The following is a 17,871-nucleotide window of genomic DNA, read 5'->3' on the forward strand; positions in this document are numbered from 1 at the left end:
CACGTCAGCGCAGGTTAACGAGGGGGCCAGGCTATGACCGGGGGGCAGACGTACGCGTGGGACGACGCGGGATTCGATGATCGGGTGCCGTTCCTTGCCCGGCTGGAAAAAGAGGACAGGCTCGGACTGCTCGCCATAGGACGCCCGCTGAGCTATCCGGCACGCAGTGTGATCATGCGACAGGACGAGCCGTCGGCCCACGTGCTGCTTCTGCTGCACGGCTGGACGAAGGTCACGGTGCTCGCAGTCAACGGCTACGAGGCCCTACTGGCTCTGCGCGGGCCGGGAGACATAGTCGGCGAGGGCGCCGCGCTCAGCAGGCGCCAACGCTCGGCGTCGGTCACCGCGCTGGAGCCGGTCGACGCGGTGGTGATCGAGGAGAGCCGGTTCACTGCGTTCCTCACGGACAACGCACGCGTGTCAATGCATCTGCTCGGCCTCTCCACCGACCGGCAGCGCTCCACCGACCGCCGCAGACTGGAATGGGCCGCCCTCTCGGTGCGCGAGCGGCTGGCCGTCCTGCTCCTCGAACTCGTCCGCACCCACGGAAAACGCACGGACGAAGGCATCGAACTCACCATCGGCCTCAGCCAACAGGAGTTCGCGGGCTCGGTCGGCTCCTCCCGCGAGGCGGTCGCCCGACTCCTCAGGGACCTGCGCAGCCGCAAGGTCGTCGTCACCAGGCGTCGGCGCCTCGTCGTGCTCCGACCCGACGTCCTGCGCCGCATCGCTGCCGGGAGCGCCGCCTGACCGTACGGGGGCCGCTGTCTCCTGTCTGTGCACACGGTCACAGTCCGTCCGTGTCATCGGACCTCGGCCGTACGTCCGAAGGCAGCCATCGTGCTGGGCATCGAGCCCGACTCACGAGAGGCAGCCATGACCCAGCGCATGACCGACCCTGTGTACCGCACCATCCTGCTCTTCGACATCGAGCAGTTCGGTAGGCGCGACAACGTGGAGCAGGCGTATCTGCGCCGCATGCTCTACGACGTCGTCGACGACACGCTCCTGCACGGCGGCGTCGACGAGACCTCAAGGCTGCGCGCGGACCGCGGTGACTCCGTGATGGAACTCATCGACACCCAGATCTCCGTGCCGGCACTCGCCAAGGCGCTGCTGACCGAGACCCCCGCTCTCCTGCACGCGAAGAACCGCCTGATCGCCGAAAGCACACGCATGCGTCTGCGCATCGTGCTCTCCGCCGGCTACGTCGCCGTGGACGAACTCGGCGGCTGGGTCGGGCGGGACCTCAACCACGCCGTCCGACTGCTGGACTGCGAACCGCTGCGCGAGGCCCTGAGGGATTGCGGCGAGGACTGCGTGCTGTGCGCGTCCGACGGCATTTATCAGGGAGTCGTGTCCGACGGCCCGCTGGGCGTGCGTCCGGAGGACTTCCACCGAATCACGGTGGACACGAAGGAGGGGCCGACGATCGCCTGGCTCCACGGTGCGTCTCCATCCGCCACACCGGACTCCGCCACGCCAGACGCCGACTCCCCGACAGGCGGTGCGCCGTCCGACGGATACGCCACCACCCACGTCGAAGGCGATGTCTACGGACCCACCGGTGGCCGCAACTCCGGAGGTCTGAACTACAACTTCGGCTCGTCCCCGCGAGGTGAGCGCCGGTGAGCCAGGACGACACGGCGACCACCGCCACAACCGCGGACGGGGCGGAGCCCGACAGCAAGCAGAAGAAACAGGAAGAGTCGCCCGACCCACAGGAGCAGCAGCGGCAAGAGGCCTGGACCGCGCGCCGGAACCTCATCGCGCACGGCCCCTCCTTCGTCATGCCGTTGGCACGGACGCGGATCGAACGCGACCTCCTCGGCGTGAGCGGAGGCACCGTCGAGGGCGACGTGAACTTCAACTTCGGACCGCGACAGCAGCGGCCGGAACACCTCTCCGGGGAGATCCGCCGGGAACAGATCGAGGAGCTGTCGTGCGTCTTCCACGCCTGCCCCAGCTTCGACGAGGCGCTCGCCCGACTGCGCGCCGACCGGGTGGTGGTCCTGGCCGGCGGGCGGGACACTGGCCGCCGTTCGGCCGCGCTCATGCTGCTGCGGCGGCTACGGGCCGAACGCGTGCTCAGCCTCGATCCGCCCGGCTCGCTCACGGCCCTCCTGGACCAATTGAACGACGCCGCTGGCTACGTCCTGCTCAATCTGGCCACCAGCCGGAGCCATCCCTTGCGTGAGCCACATCTGCTGGGACTACGCGAGCGACTGGAGCACGCCGACGGCTATTTGGTGATCACGGTCGAACCGTCGGCGGCCCTGGAGGACATCCCGTTCGTGCGTTGGGAACCGCCGGCAGCCGAGGACATGCTGCGCTCACACGTCACCCGGCACACCGGGCGGGCCGCCTGGGAGCGGCTGTGCGAGCTGGCACCGGTCACACAGTTCCTGGCCCGGCAACAACAGCCCGGCGATATCGAGGAGTTCGCACTTCAGCTCGTCGCCTTCCATCGGGGCGAGATGGACGAGGAGAAACTCACCGCCTATGGCGAGCAGGCCGTAACCGCCCAGGTCTCCCGCTGGCTCACCGACGAGCAGCGCCCGACCTCCCTGCACGACAAGGCCTTTCTCATCGCCCTCGCCGTGTTCGACAAAGCGCCTTACGCGGTGACCGCAGAACTCGCCGACATGCTCTACGAACGGCTGCAGCACACCGCCAATCCGCGTGTTTCACCCGAGATTGCGGTCTTCGGCTCCTCACGCGAGGAACGGCTCCGAAGCGCGCACGCCCGTGGCTACTGGGACACCGAGGTCACCGAGTGGGGGCCCCTCGTCGGCCAGTACTTCGCCGCCTTCCAGGACGAGCGCACGGCTCAACTGCTGCTGACGGAGGTGTGGAACCTTCACCCCTCCGCCCGACCCGCACTCGTCGAGTGGATCCAGGAGCTCGCCGACGACGGCCGCCCCCTGGTCCGGACACGAGCGGCCTCGGCCACCGCTCTGCTCGCCACCGCCGACCTGTCGTCGGCGATGGCCCTCCTCATCGAACCCTGGGCGGACGACGACCAGTTCGGCTCCTGGCTTACGGCAGCCAACGCCCTCACCATGGCCCAGCTGTTGGAGGTCCCCGCAGTCTTCCGCATCCTGCACGACTGGTGCACCGCCGACTACGAAGGGGACGAAGGCCGTCGTTGGACAGCCGTCCGCGCGTACGGCCTGCTGGGGCCCGTCCACTACGAACACGCCCTGAACGCCCTGCTGGAAGCGATACGCGGACAGCACCGGCCGTACGACCTGGAGGACGAGGACGACGGGGAGGCATACGCGGAGTACCTGAAGGAGGAAGCCATCCAGTTCGCGGACGCGCTGGAACTCCTGCTCCTGGCATTGCGCCGGCCTGTGCTGAGGGCCCTTGCAGAACACCTCAACGACCGCGACCGCGCGGTCCGTGAGTACGCGCTGCTCGCCTTCCTGCAGGCGTGCGAACAGCCCGACGAGGCGAACGACCGCCCGCTCGTCCTCAATTGGTACGCGCAGGCCGCGGCGGCGGTCGACGACACCGACGCACACGATCTCATCGCGTTCTGGCAGGCCGCTCTGGCCCACCGGGCACGCACCGCGAAGGCGCTGCGCATCCTGCGCGGCTGGGTCCTCGCCGCCGATCGCGACGCGGAGGCGGAGGCCGCCCTCACGTCCCTGCTGCCTGCCCTCGTCACGACACCCGCCAACCACAGTCGCGTCAGCCACCTGCTGCGCACGGTCCGCGATGCCGACAAGGGCCGTTTCCCAGCGGCCGACCGTTTGCTGGCACGCATCTCCACATCCTGAAGGAGGCCGACCATGGCACACACCGACCCATTGTCCGGTCCACCACCGAAGCCAGGGAAAGAGCCGACGGGCCCGGCATCGGCCGAGGGAGAGCCGGATCACCTCGACTGGTTCCGTCAGCAGTCCGACCCTCCCGTAAGCCCCAGCCGGGACGCGGACCCGGTCCGCACCGTCTGGCAACTGCCCCGCTTCCGTCTCGGCACCCGGCGGTTCACCGGGCGGCTCGACCACGCGTTGGTCCTGGTCACGAAACAGGGGACGTACCGGACGTACATGCCTCCGAAGCGACCCACATCCGTCCTGGGCTTCGTCGCGCTGTACGAGGTGAACACCAACCCCCACGCCTTTCAGATGAAGGTGCCCCTGCCCAGCCGGGTCGACAGCTTCGAGTTCGAGGCCACGGCCGACATCACCTGGCGGGTCGTCGATCCGGCGCTCTTCGTGGAGAGCCAGCAGCGAGATGTGCCCGGCCTGGTCGCCCACAGGCTGCTGCGGGTGATGCGTGCGGCCGGCCGCAGTCACCCCATCGATGCAAGTGCCGAGGCGGAGAAGGCGGTCCAGCGGGCAGTGGATGCCGCGCCGCCGATCGGCGCCGACGAGGGTCTGGAAGTCGGCTGCTCGGTGCGCCTGCGACGCGATGCCACGGAGCGCTTCCACCAGGACCGGCTGCGCACGGCCCGTCATGAGGCGGAGGCGGCCAGGCCGGAGCACGATGCGGTCAGTCTCCGAGACGAGCTCGCGGCGGAGCGGACCGCCAAGAAGATCACCTTTTACGAGCGCCAGCTGGCCAGGGGCGGTACGGCCGCGGTCGCCCTGCACCTGGCGGTGCACCCGGAGGACACCGCTCTGGTGCTCGATCGCCTTCATGCCGACCAGGCGCAGCTGGTGCAGACCCAACTGCACCTGATCGACCAGGCCCTGGACAACAAGCGGCTGGAGGGCTATCAGCTCGACGAGCCCTCTCAACTCGTGGCCGAGCGGATGGCCGCCATCCTTCGGGCGACCGGTACGCCTGCCGGTGCCGAGCCTCCTCCCCCGTACCCGGAGTTGTCGCTTGAGAAGCACCTGGAAGACGAACCATGACCCGGACCCCGCGGGCGCCTCGTCCCCGGGCCGACGTCCAATTGCTCGCTGACCTCCGAGCTGAGATCGCCCGCGCCGACGCCAAGGCAACGGTGCTGGTGGGCATGCTCGGGCTGACGGCAGGACTGCTCAGCGCACTGCTGATCGACCAGCGCTGGACGCCGACCCGGCTCGCGACCCCAGCTGCCCTGCTGTGGTGGACGGGAACGGCCCTGCTGGCCACGTCGCTCCTCGCCCTGCTGCTCGCCGTCACGCCCCGTTACGGCAGAAGCCGCTGGACACCGGGGCTCCCGCTCACCTACTTCGGCGACATCCGCCGTGCCGTCCGCGCCGGCCACCTCGGCTCGGCCCTCGCGGACACGGAACGCGCCCCCGCCTGGGCGCTACGCACGGCCCTTGCCGAGAACAGCCGCATCGCCGCTCGCAAACACTTCTGGATCCGGACCGGCCTGATCGCCTTCGGCGGCGCGACGGTCCTGCTCCCCGTCTCATTGCTCGTCGCCTGAACTCGTCCCTGCGTGGAAGGAAGCGCCATGTCCCTGTTCTATGAAAGGAAGGACTCCGAGGAACCCAACAAACCGGGCCGCCCGGAGGCACAGGAGAACCCAGAGGAACCCGGCGAGAGGGAGTCGTCGTTTCCCACCGGCCGCGTTTACATATCCGCCCGTCGGCGAGGGGTGGACGTCACGGCCCTCGGCCATCTGGTACTGCACCTCCCCCACGGGTTCGCCAGTGCGGTCGTCGTGTTCACGATGTCGTACATCATCGGCATCGTCACAGGCCTGGAGTGGTGGATCCTGTTCGGCTGCTGGGCACTGAGCGGTGCTCTGGCCTTCAACCGGCCCTGCGAACGACTGCTGGCCCGCTGGCTGCTGCGGCTTCGCTATCCAGCCCCGGAGGAAGAACAGAAACTGCGTCCCGTCTGGCAGGAGGTGACCGGTCGCGCCGGCGTGGACGCGAACGCGTACCAGCTATGGGTACAGGAGAAGGACGCGGTCAACGCCTCCGCGGCGGCGGGCCACATCGTCAGCGTGACCAGCCACTCGCTGTCGACACTCACGCCCGCACAGCTCGGCGGTGTACTCGCCCATGAGCTCGGCCACCACACTCGTGGTCATGCCTGGGCGTCGCTGCTCGCATTCTGGTATGCCCTGCCCTCACGACTGACGCGACTCCTCGTTCTCCGGCTGGCCAAACGTGTGCAGCGCCCCTCAGGCGGCGCGGCGATCCTGACCGCGGTCGTGATCGCGGTCGTGGTCCTCTCGCTGGCGACCACGACGTACGGTCTGATCTTCCTGCCGCTGGCCACGCCCTACCTGGTGGCGGCGGTCTCACGGCAAGCGGAGTTGCGCGCCGACGAACACGCGGCGTCACTAGGTTTCGCCGCTCCCCTGATGTCCGTGCTTCGTGCCGAGCATGACCGACGGGAGCCCCGCCGAGATGCCCCGGAGGGAGTGGCGCTACGACTGCTCGATTCGCACCCCGATGTCTATACGCGTATGCATCGTCTGCAGACGCATCTGGAGCGCAGGCGCTGACACGCCGAAGGGCGGCCACCCCACGGGGTGACCGCCCTTCGGTCGACGTACGCCTTACTGGTTGTACGGACCGTAGTCGTAGTCCTCCAGCGGGACGGCCTGGCCGGAGCCGGTGCCGAACGGCGAGTAGTCGATGTCGTCGTAGCCGACGGCCGAGTACATCGCGGCCTTGGCCTCCTCGGTCGGCTCGACCCGGATGTTGCGGTAGCGGGACAGGCCCGTACCGGCCGGGATGAGCTTACCGATGATGACGTTCTCCTTGAGGCCGATGAGGCTGTCGGACTTGGCGTTGATCGCCGCGTCCGTCAGGACTCGGGTCGTCTCCTGGAAGGAGGCGGCCGACAGCCAGGATTCCGTCGCCAGCGAGGCCTTGGTGATACCCATGAGCTGCGGACGACCGGAGGCCGGGTGACCGCCCTCCTGGACCACACGACGGTTCTCGGTCTCGAACTTCGAGCGCTCGACCAGCTCGCCGGGCAGCAGCTCGGCGTCGCCGGACTCGATGATCGTCACGCGGCGCAGCATCTGCCGGATGATGATCTCGATGTGCTTGTCGTGGATCGACACACCCTGCGAGTTGTAGACCTTCTGGACCTCGCCGACCAGGTGGACCTGGACGGCACGCTGGCCCAGGATGCGCAGCACGTCGTGCGGGTTGGTGGCACCCACGGTGAGCTTCTGGCCCACCTCGACGTGCTCGCCCTCGCTGACCAGGAGTCGGGCGCGCTTCGAGATCGGGTACGCCGTCTCGTCGCTGCCGTCGTCCGGCGTGATGACGATCTTCTTGGTCTTCTCGGTCTCCTCGATCCGCACGCGGCCGGAGGCCTCGGAGATCGGGGCGACACCCTTCGGGGTACGGGCCTCGAAGAGCTCGACGACACGCGGCAGACCCTGGGTGATGTCGTCACCGGCCACACCACCGGTGTGGAAGGTACGCATCGTCAGCTGGGTACCGGGCTCACCGATGGACTGGGCGGCGATGATGCCGACCGCCTCACCGATGTCGACCAGCTTGCCGGTGGCCAGCGAACGGCCGTAGCACATCGCGCAGGTGCCGACCTGGGACTCGCAGGTCAGGATCGAACGGGTCTTGACCTCCTCGACACCGTGGTGCACCAGCTGGTCGATGAGCACGTCGCCCAGGTCCACGTTGGCCGGCGCGATCACCTTGCCGTCGATGACGACGTCCTCGGCGAGCATGCGGGCGTAGACGCTGGTCTCGACGTCGTCCGCCTTGCGCAGGACACCGTCGGCGCCGCGCGAGGCGATCCGCAGCTTCAGACCGCGCTCGGTGCCGCAGTCCTCCTCGCGGATGATGACGTCCTGGGAGACGTCGACCAGACGACGGGTGAGGTAACCCGAGTCGGCGGTACGCAGAGCGGTGTCCGCCAGACCCTTACGGGCACCGTGCGTGGAGATGAAGTACTCCAGCACGGACAGGCCCTCACGGAACGACGCCTTGATCGGACGCGGGATCGTCTCGTTCTTCGCGTTCGACACCAGACCACGCATACCGGCGATCTGACGCATCTGCATCATGTTGCCTCGTGCACCCGAGTTCACCATCATGAAGATCGGGTTGGTCTTCGGGAAGTTGTCGTTCATCGCCTCGGCGACCTCGTTGGTCGCCTTGGTCCAGATCGCGATGAGTTCCTGCGTGCGCTCGTCCTTGGTGATCAGACCGCGCTCGTACTGCTTCTGGACCTTCTCGTCCTGCGCCTCGTAGCCCTTGACGATCTCCTTCTTCGCGTCGGGGACGACGACGTCGGAGATGGCGACGGTGACGCCGGAACGGGTGGCCCAGTAGAAGCCGGCCGCCTTCAGGTTGTCGAGCGTCGCCGCCACGATGACCTTGGGGTAGCGCTCGGCGAGGTCGTTGACGATCTCGGAGAGCTGCTTCTTGCCGACCTCGTAGTCGACGAACGGGTAGTCCTCGGGCAGCAGTTCGTTGAAGAGCGCACGACCGAGCGTGGTCTTCAGACGGAAGCTGTCACCCTGCTGCCACTCCGGCTCGCCCTCCTCGCGGACCGGCGGGGTCCAGCCGCGCGGCGGGATGGTGCCCACCGGGAAGCGGATGTCCACGCGCGACTGCAGCGAGAGCTCGCCGGCGTCGAACGCCATGATCGCCTCGGCCACGGACGCGAAGGAGCGGTCCTCGCCCTTGACGTTCCGCATCTCGCCGTCGGTGGTGAGGAAGAACAGACCGAGGACCATGTCCTGGGTCGGCATCGTCACCGGACGGCCGTCGGCCGGCTTGAGGATGTTGTTCGAGGACAGCATCAGGATGCGGGCCTCGGCCTGCGCCTCCGCGGACAGCGGCAGGTGCACGGCCATCTGGTCACCGTCGAAGTCCGCGTTGAACGCAGTGCAGACGAGCGGGTGGATCTGGATGGCCTTGCCCTCGACCAGCTGCGGCTCGAAGGCCTGGATGCCGAGTCGGTGCAGGGTGGGAGCACGGTTCAGCAGAACCGGGTGCTCGGCGATGACCTCTTCGAGGACGTCGTACACGACCGTGCGGCCGCGCTCCACCATGCGCTTGGCGCTCTTGATGTTCTGCGCGTGGTTCAGGTCGACCAGGCGCTTCATCACGAACGGCTTGAACAGCTCCAGCGCCATCGCCTTCGGCAGACCGCACTGGTGCAGCTTCAGCTGCGGACCGACGACGATCACGGAACGCGCCGAGTAGTCGACACGCTTGCCGAGCAGGTTCTGACGGAATCGACCCTGCTTACCCTTCAGCATGTCGCTGAGGGACTTCAGCGGGCGGTTACCGGGACCGGTCACCGGACGGCCGCGACGACCGTTGTCGAAGAGGGCGTCAACAGCCTCCTGAAGCATGCGCTTCTCGTTGTTGACGATGATCTCGGGCGCGCCGAGGTCGAGGAGCCTCTTCAGACGGTTGTTGCGGTTGATCACACGGCGGTACAGGTCGTTCAGGTCGGAGGTCGCGAAGCGGCCACCGTCCAGCTGCACCATCGGGCGAAGGTCCGGCGGGATGACCGGGACGCAGTCGAGGACCATGCCCTTGGGGCTGTTGGAGGTCTGCAGGAAGGCAGACACGACCTTCAGCCGCTTCAGCGCACGGGTCTTCTTCTGGCCCTTGCCGGTGCGGATGATCTCGCGGAGGCGCTCGGCCTCCTCGTCGAGGTCGAAGGACTCCAGGCGCTTCTGCAGCGCCGCGGCACCCATCGAACCGTCGAAGTACGTGCCGAAGCGGTCACGCAGCTCGCGGTAGAGGAGCTCGTCGCCCTCCAGGTCCTGGACCTTGAGGTTCTTGAACCGGGTCCACACCTCGTCGAGGCGGTCGATCTCGCGCTGCGAACGGTCGCGCAGCTGCTTCATCTCGCGCTCGGCACCCTCGCGCACCTTGCGGCGCACGTCGGCCTTGGCACCCTCGGCCTCGAGCTCGGCCAGGTCGGACTCGAGCTTCTTGGCGCGGGCCTCCAGGTCGGCGTCCCGGCGGTTCTCGATCTGCTGCCGCTCGACCGAGACGTGCGCCTCCAGGGAGGGCAGGTCTCGGGTACGGCGCTCCTCGTCGACGTACGTGATCATGTACGCCGCGAAGTAGATGACCTTCTCGAGGTCCTTGGGCGCCAGGTCCAGCAGGTAGCCGAGGCGCGAAGGAACACCCTTGAAGTACCAGATGTGCGTGACGGGGGCGGCCAGTTCGATGTGGCCCATCCGCTCACGGCGCACCTTGGCGCGAGTCACCTCGACGCCGCAGCGCTCACAGATGATGCCCTTGAACCGGACACGCTTGTACTTGCCGCAGTAGCACTCCCAGTCCCGGGTCGGACCGAAGATCTTCTCGCAGAAGAGTCCGTCCTTTTCCGGCTTGAGCGTGCGGTAGTTGATCGTCTCGGGCTTCTTGACCTCGCCGTGGCTCCACTGACGGATGTCGTCGGCGGTGGCCAGGCCGATCCGGAGCTCATCGAAGAAGTTGACGTCGAGCACTATGCGTCAATCCCTCTCAGGGTTGTAAGTCTTGGGGTCTGAAACGGGGGTCCTGGGGCCGGCCGGAGGTTCCTCACCGGTACCTCCGACCGGACTCCCGTCAGACCTCTTCGACGCTGCTCGGCTCGCGCCGGGACAGGTCGATGCCGAGCTCCTCCGCAGCGCGGAAGACGTCCTCGTCGGTGTCACGCATCTCGATGGACATACCGTCGCTGGACAGCACCTCCACGTTCAGGCAGAGCGACTGCATCTCCTTGATGAGCACCTTGAAGGACTCGGGGATGCCGGGCTCGGGGATGTTCTCGCCCTTGACGATGGCCTCGTAGACCTTCACGCGGCCGGTGACGTCGTCGGACTTGATGGTCAGCAGCTCCTGGAGGGCGTACGCGGCGCCGTAGGCCTCGAGGGCCCACACCTCCATCTCACCGAAGCGCTGGCCACCGAACTGCGCCTTACCACCCAGCGGCTGCTGGGTGATCATCGAGTACGGGCCGGTCGAACGGGCGTGCAGCTTGTCGTCGACCAGGTGGTGCAGCTTCAGGATGTACATGTAGCCGATGGAGATCGGGTCCGGGAACGGCTCACCGGAGCGGCCGTCGAACAGCCTCGCCTTACCGGTCGGCTGCACCATGCGCTCGCCGTCGCGGTTCGGGATGGTGTGCTGCAGCAGTCCCGCGAGCTCGTCCTCGCGCGCACCGTCGAAGACGGGGGTCGCGACGTTCGTGCCCGGGTCGACCTGGTCGGCGCCGATGACCTGGAGGCGCTGCGCCCAGTCCTCCGCGAGCCCGGAGACGTCCCAGCCGCGGCTGGCGAGCCAGCCGAGGTGGATCTCCAGGACCTGTCCCGGGTTCATTCGGGACGGCACACCCAGCGGGTTCAGGATGATGTCGACCGGGGTGCCGTCCTCCAGGAACGGCATGTCCTCGATCGGCAGGATCTTGGAGATGACGCCCTTGTTGCCGTGACGGCCGGCGAGCTTGTCACCGTCGGTGATCTTCCGCTTCTGCGCGACGTAGACGCGCACCAGCTGGTTCACACCGGGGGGAAGCTCGTCGCCCTCCTCGCGGTCGAAGACGCGGACGCCGATGACCTTGCCGGTCTCGCCGTGCGGCACCTTCAGCGAGGTGTCACGGACCTCACGGGCCTTCTCACCGAAGATCGCGCGCAGCAGACGCTCCTCCGGCGTCAGCTCGGTCTCACCCTTGGGCGTGACCTTGCCGACGAGGATGTCACCGGCGATGACCTCGGCGCCGATGCGGATGATGCCGCGCTCGTCGAGGTCGGCGAGGACCTCCTCGGAGACGTTCGGGATGTCCCGGGTGATCTCCTCGGGGCCGAGCTTGGTGTCACGGGCGTCGACCTCGTGCTCCTCGATGTGGATCGAGGAGAGGACGTCGTCCTGCACGAGGCGCTGCGACAGGATGATCGCGTCCTCGTAGTTGTGACCCTCCCACGGCATGAACGCGACCAGCAGGTTCTTGCCGAGCGCCATCTCGCCGTTCTGGGTGGCCGGACCGTCGGCGAGGACCTGGCCCTCGATGATCCGGTCGCCCTCGTTGACGATGACCTTCTGGTTGACCGAGGTGCCCTGGTTGGAGCGGGCGAACTTGGCCAGCCGGTAGGTGATGTACGTGCCGTCGTCGTTGGCGGTGGTGATGTAGTCCGCGGAGACCTCCTGGACCACACCCGGCTTCTCGGCCTTCACGACGTCGCCGGCGTCGACCGCGGAGCGGTACTCCATGCCGGTGCCGACGAGCGGCGCCTCGCTCTTGATGAGCGGCACGGCCTGACGCATCATGTTCGCGCCCATGAGGGCACGGTTGGCGTCGTCGTGCTCGAGGAACGGGATCATGGCGGTCGCGACCGACACCATCTGGCGCGGCGAGACGTCCATGTAGTCCACGTCGTCACCGGCGACGTAGTCGACCTCGCCGCCACGCCGGCGGACCAGGACGCGGTTCTCGGCGAACCTCATGTCGTCGGAGAGCGTGGCGTTGGCCTGCGCGATGACGAAGCGGTCCTCTTCGTCGGCCGTCAGGTAGTCCACCTCGTCGGTGACCTGACCGTCGACGACCTTGCGGTACGGCGTCTCGACGAAGCCGAACGCGTTGACGCGGCCGTAGGAGGCGAGCGAGCCGATCAGACCGATGTTCGGGCCTTCAGGGGTCTCGATCGGGCACATGCGGCCGTAGTGCGAGGGGTGCACGTCACGGACCTCGAAGCCCGCCCGCTCACGGGAGAGACCACCCGGGCCAAGAGCCGACAGACGGCGCTTGTGGGTGAGACCCGACAGCGGGTTGTTCTGGTCCATGAACTGCGACAGCTGGCTGGTGCCGAAGAACTCCTTGATGGAGGCGACGACCGGCCGGATGTTGATCAGGGTCTGCGGCGTGATCGCCTCGACGTCCTGGGTCGTCATGCGCTCACGCACGACGCGCTCCATACGAGCCAGACCCGTGCGGACCTGGTTCTGGATGAGCTCGCCGACGCTGCGCAGACGACGGTTGCCGAAGTGGTCGATGTCGTCGGTCTCGACGACGATCGAGCCGCCGCTGTCGCCGACCGTCTCGGTCTCGCCCGCGTGCAGCTTCACCAGGTACTTGATCGTCGAGATGATGTCCTCGACGGTCAGGATGCCCGCGTCCAGCGGAGCGTCCGCACCCAGCTTCTTGTTGACCTTGTAGCGGCCGACCTTGGCGAGGTCGTAGCGCTTGGGGTTGAAGTAGAGGTTCTCCAGCAGCGTCTGCGCGGCCTCACGCGTGGGGGGCTCGCCCGGACGCAGCTTGCGGTAGATGTCGAGCAGCGCGTCGTCCTGGCCCTGGGTGTGGTCCTTCTCCAGGGTGGCGCGCATCGACTCGTACTCGCCGAACTCCTCGAGGATCTGCTCGGTCGTCCAGCCGAGCGCCTTCAGGAGGACGGTGACGGACTGCTTGCGCTTGCGGTCGATACGGACACCGACCATGTCGCGCTTGTCGATCTCCATCTCCAGCCAGGCACCCCGGGACGGGATGATCTTGGCCGAGAAGATGTCCTTGTCGGACGTCTTGTCGATGGAGGAGTCGAAGTAGACGCCGGGCGAGCGGACCAGCTGCGACACCACGACACGCTCGGTGCCGTTGATGACGAAGGTGCCCTTGTTGGTCATGAGCGGGAAGTCGCCCATGAAGACCGTCTGGGACTTGATCTCGCCGGTCTCGTTGTTGGTGAACTCCGCCGTCACGAAGAGCGGGGCGGCGTACGTGAAGTCGCGCTCCTTGCACTCGTCGATGCTGTTCTTCGGCGGCTCGAAGCGGTGGTCGCGGAACGTCAGCGACATCGACCCGGAGAAGTCCTCGATCGGGGAGATCTCCTCGAAGATCTCCTCCAGACCGGACTTGGTGGGGACGTCCTGACCGGACTCCAGAGCCTCCTCGACCCGACTCTGCCAAGCGGTGTTGCCGAGCAGCCAGTCAAAGCTCTCGGTCTGCAGCGCGAGCAGGTTGGGAACCTCGAGAGGCTCCTTGATCTTTGCAAAGGAGATGCGCAGCGGGGCGGTGCTGGCGCCGTTGTTCATATTCGCGTTCGAGGCAGTGCGCGAGGCGGCCAAGAGGGGGTCCTTCCGAGGGCTCGGACTCACTACGCGCTCCCCGGCCCCCCACCCCACACAAGCGACAGAAATCCCAGGTCAGGGATGATCCGGTCGTAAGTGCCGAGGCGAGGTCAGACCCCTGGTGACGGGCAGGGGACAGCTAACAGGCAGCGCAAAGGGTCAGTGTAGCCACTTGGCGCACTGATGTCCAGCCCCGATTTTCTGAGACCCTCGTTGTCCTCAACGCCCTCGGCATGCCTGCCCTCAACGCACGTTGATACTGCCCTCTTCGTCGCCGATCCATGCCTCGGATTCGGACCGTTCTGGCGACGCGTCCTGAGAATTGCGCGCTGCGTGCGGTTCGTCAAGGCCCCGTAGCCCGAACCGGGGCCGCCGGGAGACACGACGAAGATCACCATACCCCTCGTGTACGAGGCCGCAAGGCAACCGTGGCCACGCCCCCAGGAACGCCGAAGAGCGACCACCCGGATGGATGATCGCTCCTCGGCGCTTACGCGTTACAGCCCTGGGGACTGTGAGAGGTCTTACTTGACCTCGACGGACGCACCGGCGGCCTTGAGGGACTCGGCGGCCTTGTCCGCGGCCTCCTTGTTGACCTTCTCGAGAACCGGCTTCGGGGTGCCGTCGACCAGGTCCTTGGCCTCCTTCAGGCCGAGGGAGGTCAGCTCACGCACGACCTTGATGACCTGGATCTTCTTCTCGCCGGCGCCGGTGAGGATGACGTCGAACTCGTCCTTCTCCTCGACGGCCTCGGCGGCAGCGCCACCAGCGGCACCGCCGGCCACGACGACCGGGGCGGCGGCGGCAGCGGTGACGTCGAACTTCTCCTCGAACGCCTTCACGAACTCGGAGAGCTGGATGAGGGTCATGCCCTCGAACTCGGCGAGCAGTTCGTCCTGGGTGAGAGCCACGATGGCTTTCCTTCCACTAATTCGGCTGGTGCCGGGATGTACATGTGTGGCGGGCGTACGTTCGGCCCGCTGCGACCCACGCCTCAGGCGGCGCGGATCAATGCGCGAGCCGAATTACTCGGCACCGCCCTGCTCGTCCTGCTTGGCACGAAGCGCGTCCACGGTGCGGACGAGCTTCGACGGCAGCGCCTGGAAGAGGGAGGCAGCCTGGGACTGCTTGCCCTTCATGGCACCGGCCAGCTTGGAGAGCAGAACCTCGCGGGACTCGAGGTCCGCAAGCTTCTTGATCTCGTCGGCGGACAGAGCCTTGCCGTCAAGGACACCGCCCTTGATGACGAGGTTCGGGTTGTCCTTGGCGAAGTCACGAAGACCCTTTGCCGACTCCACCGGGTCACCGGTGACGAAGGCGACCGCCGTCGGACCGTTGAACAGGTCGTCGAGCGTCGTGATCCCGGCCTCGTTGGCCGCAATCTTGGTCAGCGTGTTCTTCACCACGGCGTACTGGGCGTTCTCACCGAGCGAGCGGCGCAGCGTCTTGAGCTGCGCCACGGTGAGACCCCGGTACTCGGTCAGCACGGCGGCGCTCGAGCTGCGGAACTGCTCCGTCAGCTCGGCTACCGCGGCAGCCTTGTCGGGCCTTGCCATAGAGCGTCGGCCTCCTTCCGGGTGATGACGACCGCTCGGAAGGGGCTGGGGAAAACGAAACGCCCCGGCGCAGGCGCACGGGGCGTAGCTCGACCGGACATCCCCTTGGACAGGGGCGCACCGGGAGCACTTCCACAGTCACCTGCGCGGGTCGTCCGCGGTTCAGCGGATCCTTCGGCCACCGGGCCCTCTTGCGAGCGCACGGCAACGACCAGCGGTCTTTGGCTTCTGTAGGAGAGTACGGGACCCGGTCGCCGTCAGGCAAATCCGCCCGTACGGCTCAGCCCTGGAGGTCCTTCATCATCTCGGCGAGGTCGGCGGTGTCCTTGGCCGGCGGGGCCGTGACCTTCACCGGCTTGTTGAAGTCGAGGAAGGTGATCGTCAGGTCGAGAGGACCCTTGTCGGCGTCCCCGCGCATCCGGAACTGCTTGGTGTGGTCCTGGCCGTCGATCCACATGTCCATGGTGAGCGCGTCCACGCCCATCTTCGTGTACTGGTCGAGGGCCTTCTCCCGCTGCTCGCGGACGGTGCTGCTCTCGTCCTTGAGGGAGGCCTTGATGGCGTCGACGGTGACCGTGCCCCGGTAGTGGGTGGTCTTCACGCCGTCGACGGTCTCGGTGCCGACCTTCTTCACGTCCTTGGAGCCGGTGAGGAAGGTGGAGTCGGCGGCCGGGTTCTGGTCGGCCTGGCCGGCGCCCAGCTGCTGGGTGTTCAGCTCCTTGTCGGCGCCGAGCGCGGACATGTCGAACTTGATCCAGCTCTTGCCGTTCATCTCCTTGGCCATGTCGGCGTTCCCGCCGACGTACATGGCCTTGCCGACGACGCGGATCTCGACCGGACCGGAGGTGGGCTGGTCCTGGGCCGTCATCTTCATGCTCATGGCCAGCGGCTTCATGCTCATCGCCGCCTCGCCGGTCACCCGGCCCTCCTCCGGGACCTTGCCGGCCATCCGGTAGTGCATGGACGTGATGTCCTCGGTGTTCCTCGCGGCCTTGGCGACGGCCGCCGCGGGCGTCATCGCCGGCGACTGCGCGGAGTCGCCCTTCTGACAGCCGACGACGCCTCCGGCGAGCAACAGCGCCACGAGCCCCGCCCCCGTCGCCCCACGGCGCACTGAACCACGTACAGAAGTCTCCATCGATTCCCCCCACGGAACGCATGGCTGATACACAGACTGTCGGCGATCCTAGCCCCAAGAGACTGCAAAGGGCTCTTGATTTCCCACTGGCCCCAGCGGCCTCGGATGCCGGCGCGAAGCGCTCAGGAACTGCTGCCGGACCCCGTGGCGGTGTCGCCGCTGCCCGGGGTCAGGCCCTGCTTCTTCAGCAGGTCCTTGAAGTCCTCGGTGTCGCTCGCGGGGGGCTTGGGGGCGGAGACCTTCACCCCGTAGTCGCTGTAGTACGCGGTCTGGGCGTACTCGCCGGACGCCATCGTGCCCTTTTCCACCGCCTTGACCAGCAGGTTCTTGTCGTTGAGCCAGATGTCCACGGTCTCGGTGCCGACGCCGGCCTGAGTGAGCTGCTTCTTGAGGCCGGCGAGCTGCCCGGCGCTGAGGTCGGAGTTCTTGCGGGCCAGGTCGGCGACGTCGACCGTGCCCGCGTAGTGCGTGGTGTCCACCCCGCGCACCTGCTCGGTGCCGACCTTCTTGACGTCCCCCGAGGCCAGCAGGAGCTTCACCGACTGGTTCGGGGTCGTGTTCTGCATCTGGTCCTTGAGATAGGCGCCGGAGCTGCCGCCCAGTCGGGCGAGGTCCTCGTAGCCGTACCGGATCCAGTGCTTGCCGCCCGCCTGCTTGGCGAACTGCTCGCCCATGCGGGCGTAGTAGGCGTCGGGCAGGTAGCGGGCCTGCATGGACGTCGTGCCCAGCTGGCGCATGGTCGCGGCCATGGTGCCGCCGGTGTACGTGATGACGAGGTTGCCGGTCAGGCCGTCGTGCCAGCCGAGGACGCCGTCGGCCTTCATGGACATCATGGAGCCCATGGTGGTCGTGGACTCGACCCTCGCCGAGTCGGCGCCGTCGGTGGACTTCTCGGCGCTGCGCAGGGCCGCGACCGGGCTGACGTGGGTGGCGTTCCCCCCGGAGGTCCCCGAGCCCTTGCCCGAACCGCCCGAGCCCGACGCGCCGCAGGCGGCTGCCCCCGACAGGGCGGTCACCACCGCGATCGAACCGGCCACTCGGCGCATGGTCGTGCGCTTCATACGTCCCACCCCTATGCGATTGCCGTGTCCGCACGCTAACGCAGCGCACTGACATCCGTACGGAAAGCCCGGACGGAGTGCTCCACGGAACATCCGGACACAGAAAAGACGGGCCCCGCAACCAGGAGGTTGCGGGGCCCGCCCTCGTATCTACGCGTCCCGGACGC

General features: G+C 67.3%; 12 protein-coding genes. 6 read left to right on the forward strand and 6 right to left on the reverse strand.

The window, feature by feature from the left end; translation table 11 throughout:
• Nucleotides 1-33 precede the first annotated feature (33 nt).
• The 6 genes from ACIGDI_RS13280 to ACIGDI_RS13305 all read left to right on the forward strand — a co-directional run bounded on the left by ACIGDI_RS13280 (nt 34) and on the right by ACIGDI_RS13305 (nt 6,406).
• Nucleotides 34-750 carry a Crp/Fnr family transcriptional regulator gene (locus ACIGDI_RS13280; protein WP_399894806.1) on the forward strand — a complete coding sequence of 239 codons (717 nt, stop codon included), beginning with the start codon at nt 34-36 and terminating at the stop codon, nt 748-750.
• Nucleotides 751-888: 138 nt separating this feature from the next.
• The gene (locus ACIGDI_RS13285) at nt 889-1,632 is read left to right on the forward strand and encodes a hypothetical protein (protein WP_399894809.1); all 744 of its coding nucleotides are present in this window, start codon (nt 889-891) and stop codon (nt 1,630-1,632) included.
• Nucleotides 1,629-3,785 carry a hypothetical protein gene (locus ACIGDI_RS13290; protein ID WP_399894812.1) on the forward strand — a complete coding sequence of 719 codons (2,157 nt, stop codon included), beginning with the start codon at nt 1,629-1,631 and terminating at the stop codon, nt 3,783-3,785. The genes ACIGDI_RS13285 and ACIGDI_RS13290 overlap by 4 nt, the downstream gene beginning before the upstream one ends.
• A 324-nt stretch (nt 3,786-4,109) precedes the next feature.
• The gene (locus ACIGDI_RS13295; protein WP_399894815.1) at nt 4,110-4,868 is read left to right on the forward strand and encodes a hypothetical protein; all 759 of its coding nucleotides are present in this window, start codon (nt 4,110-4,112) and stop codon (nt 4,866-4,868) included.
• Complete coding sequence (locus ACIGDI_RS13300) at nt 4,865-5,374, forward strand: Pycsar system effector family protein (protein ID WP_399894818.1); 510 nt, start codon at nt 4,865-4,867, stop codon at nt 5,372-5,374. The genes ACIGDI_RS13295 and ACIGDI_RS13300 overlap by 4 nt, the downstream gene beginning before the upstream one ends.
• Before the next feature lie 27 nt (nt 5,375-5,401).
• Nucleotides 5,402-6,406 carry a M48 family metalloprotease gene (locus ACIGDI_RS13305; RefSeq protein WP_399894821.1) on the forward strand — a complete coding sequence of 335 codons (1,005 nt, stop codon included), beginning with the start codon at nt 5,402-5,404 and terminating at the stop codon, nt 6,404-6,406.
• Between the two features lie 54 nt (nt 6,407-6,460).
• Here the strand turns inward: ACIGDI_RS13305 and ACIGDI_RS13310 are convergent, their stop codons facing one another.
• The 6 genes from ACIGDI_RS13310 to ACIGDI_RS13335 all read right to left on the reverse strand — a co-directional run bounded on the left by ACIGDI_RS13310 (nt 6,461) and on the right by ACIGDI_RS13335 (nt 17,704).
• Nucleotides 6,461-10,360 (reverse strand): DNA-directed RNA polymerase subunit beta', encoded by a 3,900-nt coding sequence (locus ACIGDI_RS13310; protein ID WP_272175260.1) that lies wholly within the window; start codon nt 10,358-10,360, stop codon nt 6,461-6,463.
• Nucleotides 10,361-10,460: 100 nt separating this feature from the next.
• Nucleotides 10,461-13,946, reverse strand: a complete 3,486-nt coding sequence (gene rpoB / locus ACIGDI_RS13315) for a DNA-directed RNA polymerase subunit beta (protein WP_399894825.1) — start codon at nt 13,944-13,946, stop codon at nt 10,461-10,463.
• A gap of 527 nt (nt 13,947-14,473) precedes the next feature.
• Nucleotides 14,474-14,818, reverse strand: a complete 345-nt coding sequence (rplL, locus tag ACIGDI_RS13320) for a 50S ribosomal protein L7/L12 (RefSeq protein WP_399895286.1) — start codon at nt 14,816-14,818, stop codon at nt 14,474-14,476.
• Between the two features lie 156 nt (nt 14,819-14,974).
• The gene (rplJ, locus tag ACIGDI_RS13325) at nt 14,975-15,505 is read right to left on the reverse strand and encodes a 50S ribosomal protein L10 (protein ID WP_142141931.1); all 531 of its coding nucleotides are present in this window, start codon (nt 15,503-15,505) and stop codon (nt 14,975-14,977) included.
• A gap of 280 nt (nt 15,506-15,785) precedes the next feature.
• The gene (locus ACIGDI_RS13330; protein ID WP_399894829.1) at nt 15,786-16,643 is read right to left on the reverse strand and encodes an LppX_LprAFG lipoprotein; all 858 of its coding nucleotides are present in this window, start codon (nt 16,641-16,643) and stop codon (nt 15,786-15,788) included.
• A gap of 122 nt (nt 16,644-16,765) precedes the next feature.
• Nucleotides 16,766-17,704: a hypothetical protein gene (locus ACIGDI_RS13335; RefSeq protein ID WP_399894832.1), complete on the reverse strand. Its 939-nt coding sequence runs from the start codon at nt 17,702-17,704 to the stop codon at nt 16,766-16,768.
• Nucleotides 17,705-17,871 lie beyond the last annotated feature (167 nt).

Origin of the sequence: Streptomyces sp. NPDC085900 (assembly GCF_044540925.1) — a bacterium.
In the GTDB taxonomy this organism is placed as follows: domain Bacteria; phylum Actinomycetota; class Actinomycetes; order Streptomycetales; family Streptomycetaceae; genus Streptomyces; species Streptomyces gilvifuscus.

What these genes read in the sequence shown, in the direction of transcription:
- rplL (WP_399895286.1), bottom strand. Translation starts at nt 14,818, where the DNA reads ATGACCCTCATCCAGCTCTCCGAGTTCGTGAAGGCGTTCGAGGAGAAG.
- ACIGDI_RS13285 (WP_399894809.1), top strand. Translation starts at nt 889, where the DNA reads ATGACCGACCCTGTGTACCGCACCATCCTGCTCTTCGACATCGAGCAG.
- ACIGDI_RS13305 (WP_399894821.1), top strand. Translation starts at nt 5,402, where the DNA reads ATGTCCCTGTTCTATGAAAGGAAGGACTCCGAGGAACCCAACAAACCG.
- ACIGDI_RS13335 (WP_399894832.1), bottom strand. Translation starts at nt 17,704, where the DNA reads ATGAAGCGCACGACCATGCGCCGAGTGGCCGGTTCGATCGCGGTGGTG.
- ACIGDI_RS13300 (WP_399894818.1), top strand. Translation starts at nt 4,865, where the DNA reads ATGACCCGGACCCCGCGGGCGCCTCGTCCCCGGGCCGACGTCCAATTG.
- rplJ (WP_142141931.1), bottom strand. Translation starts at nt 15,505, where the DNA reads ATGGCAAGGCCCGACAAGGCTGCCGCGGTAGCCGAGCTGACGGAGCAG.
- ACIGDI_RS13330 (WP_399894829.1), bottom strand. Translation starts at nt 16,643, where the DNA reads ATGGAGACTTCTGTACGTGGTTCAGTGCGCCGTGGGGCGACGGGGGCG.
- ACIGDI_RS13280 (WP_399894806.1), top strand. Translation starts at nt 34, where the DNA reads ATGACCGGGGGGCAGACGTACGCGTGGGACGACGCGGGATTCGATGAT.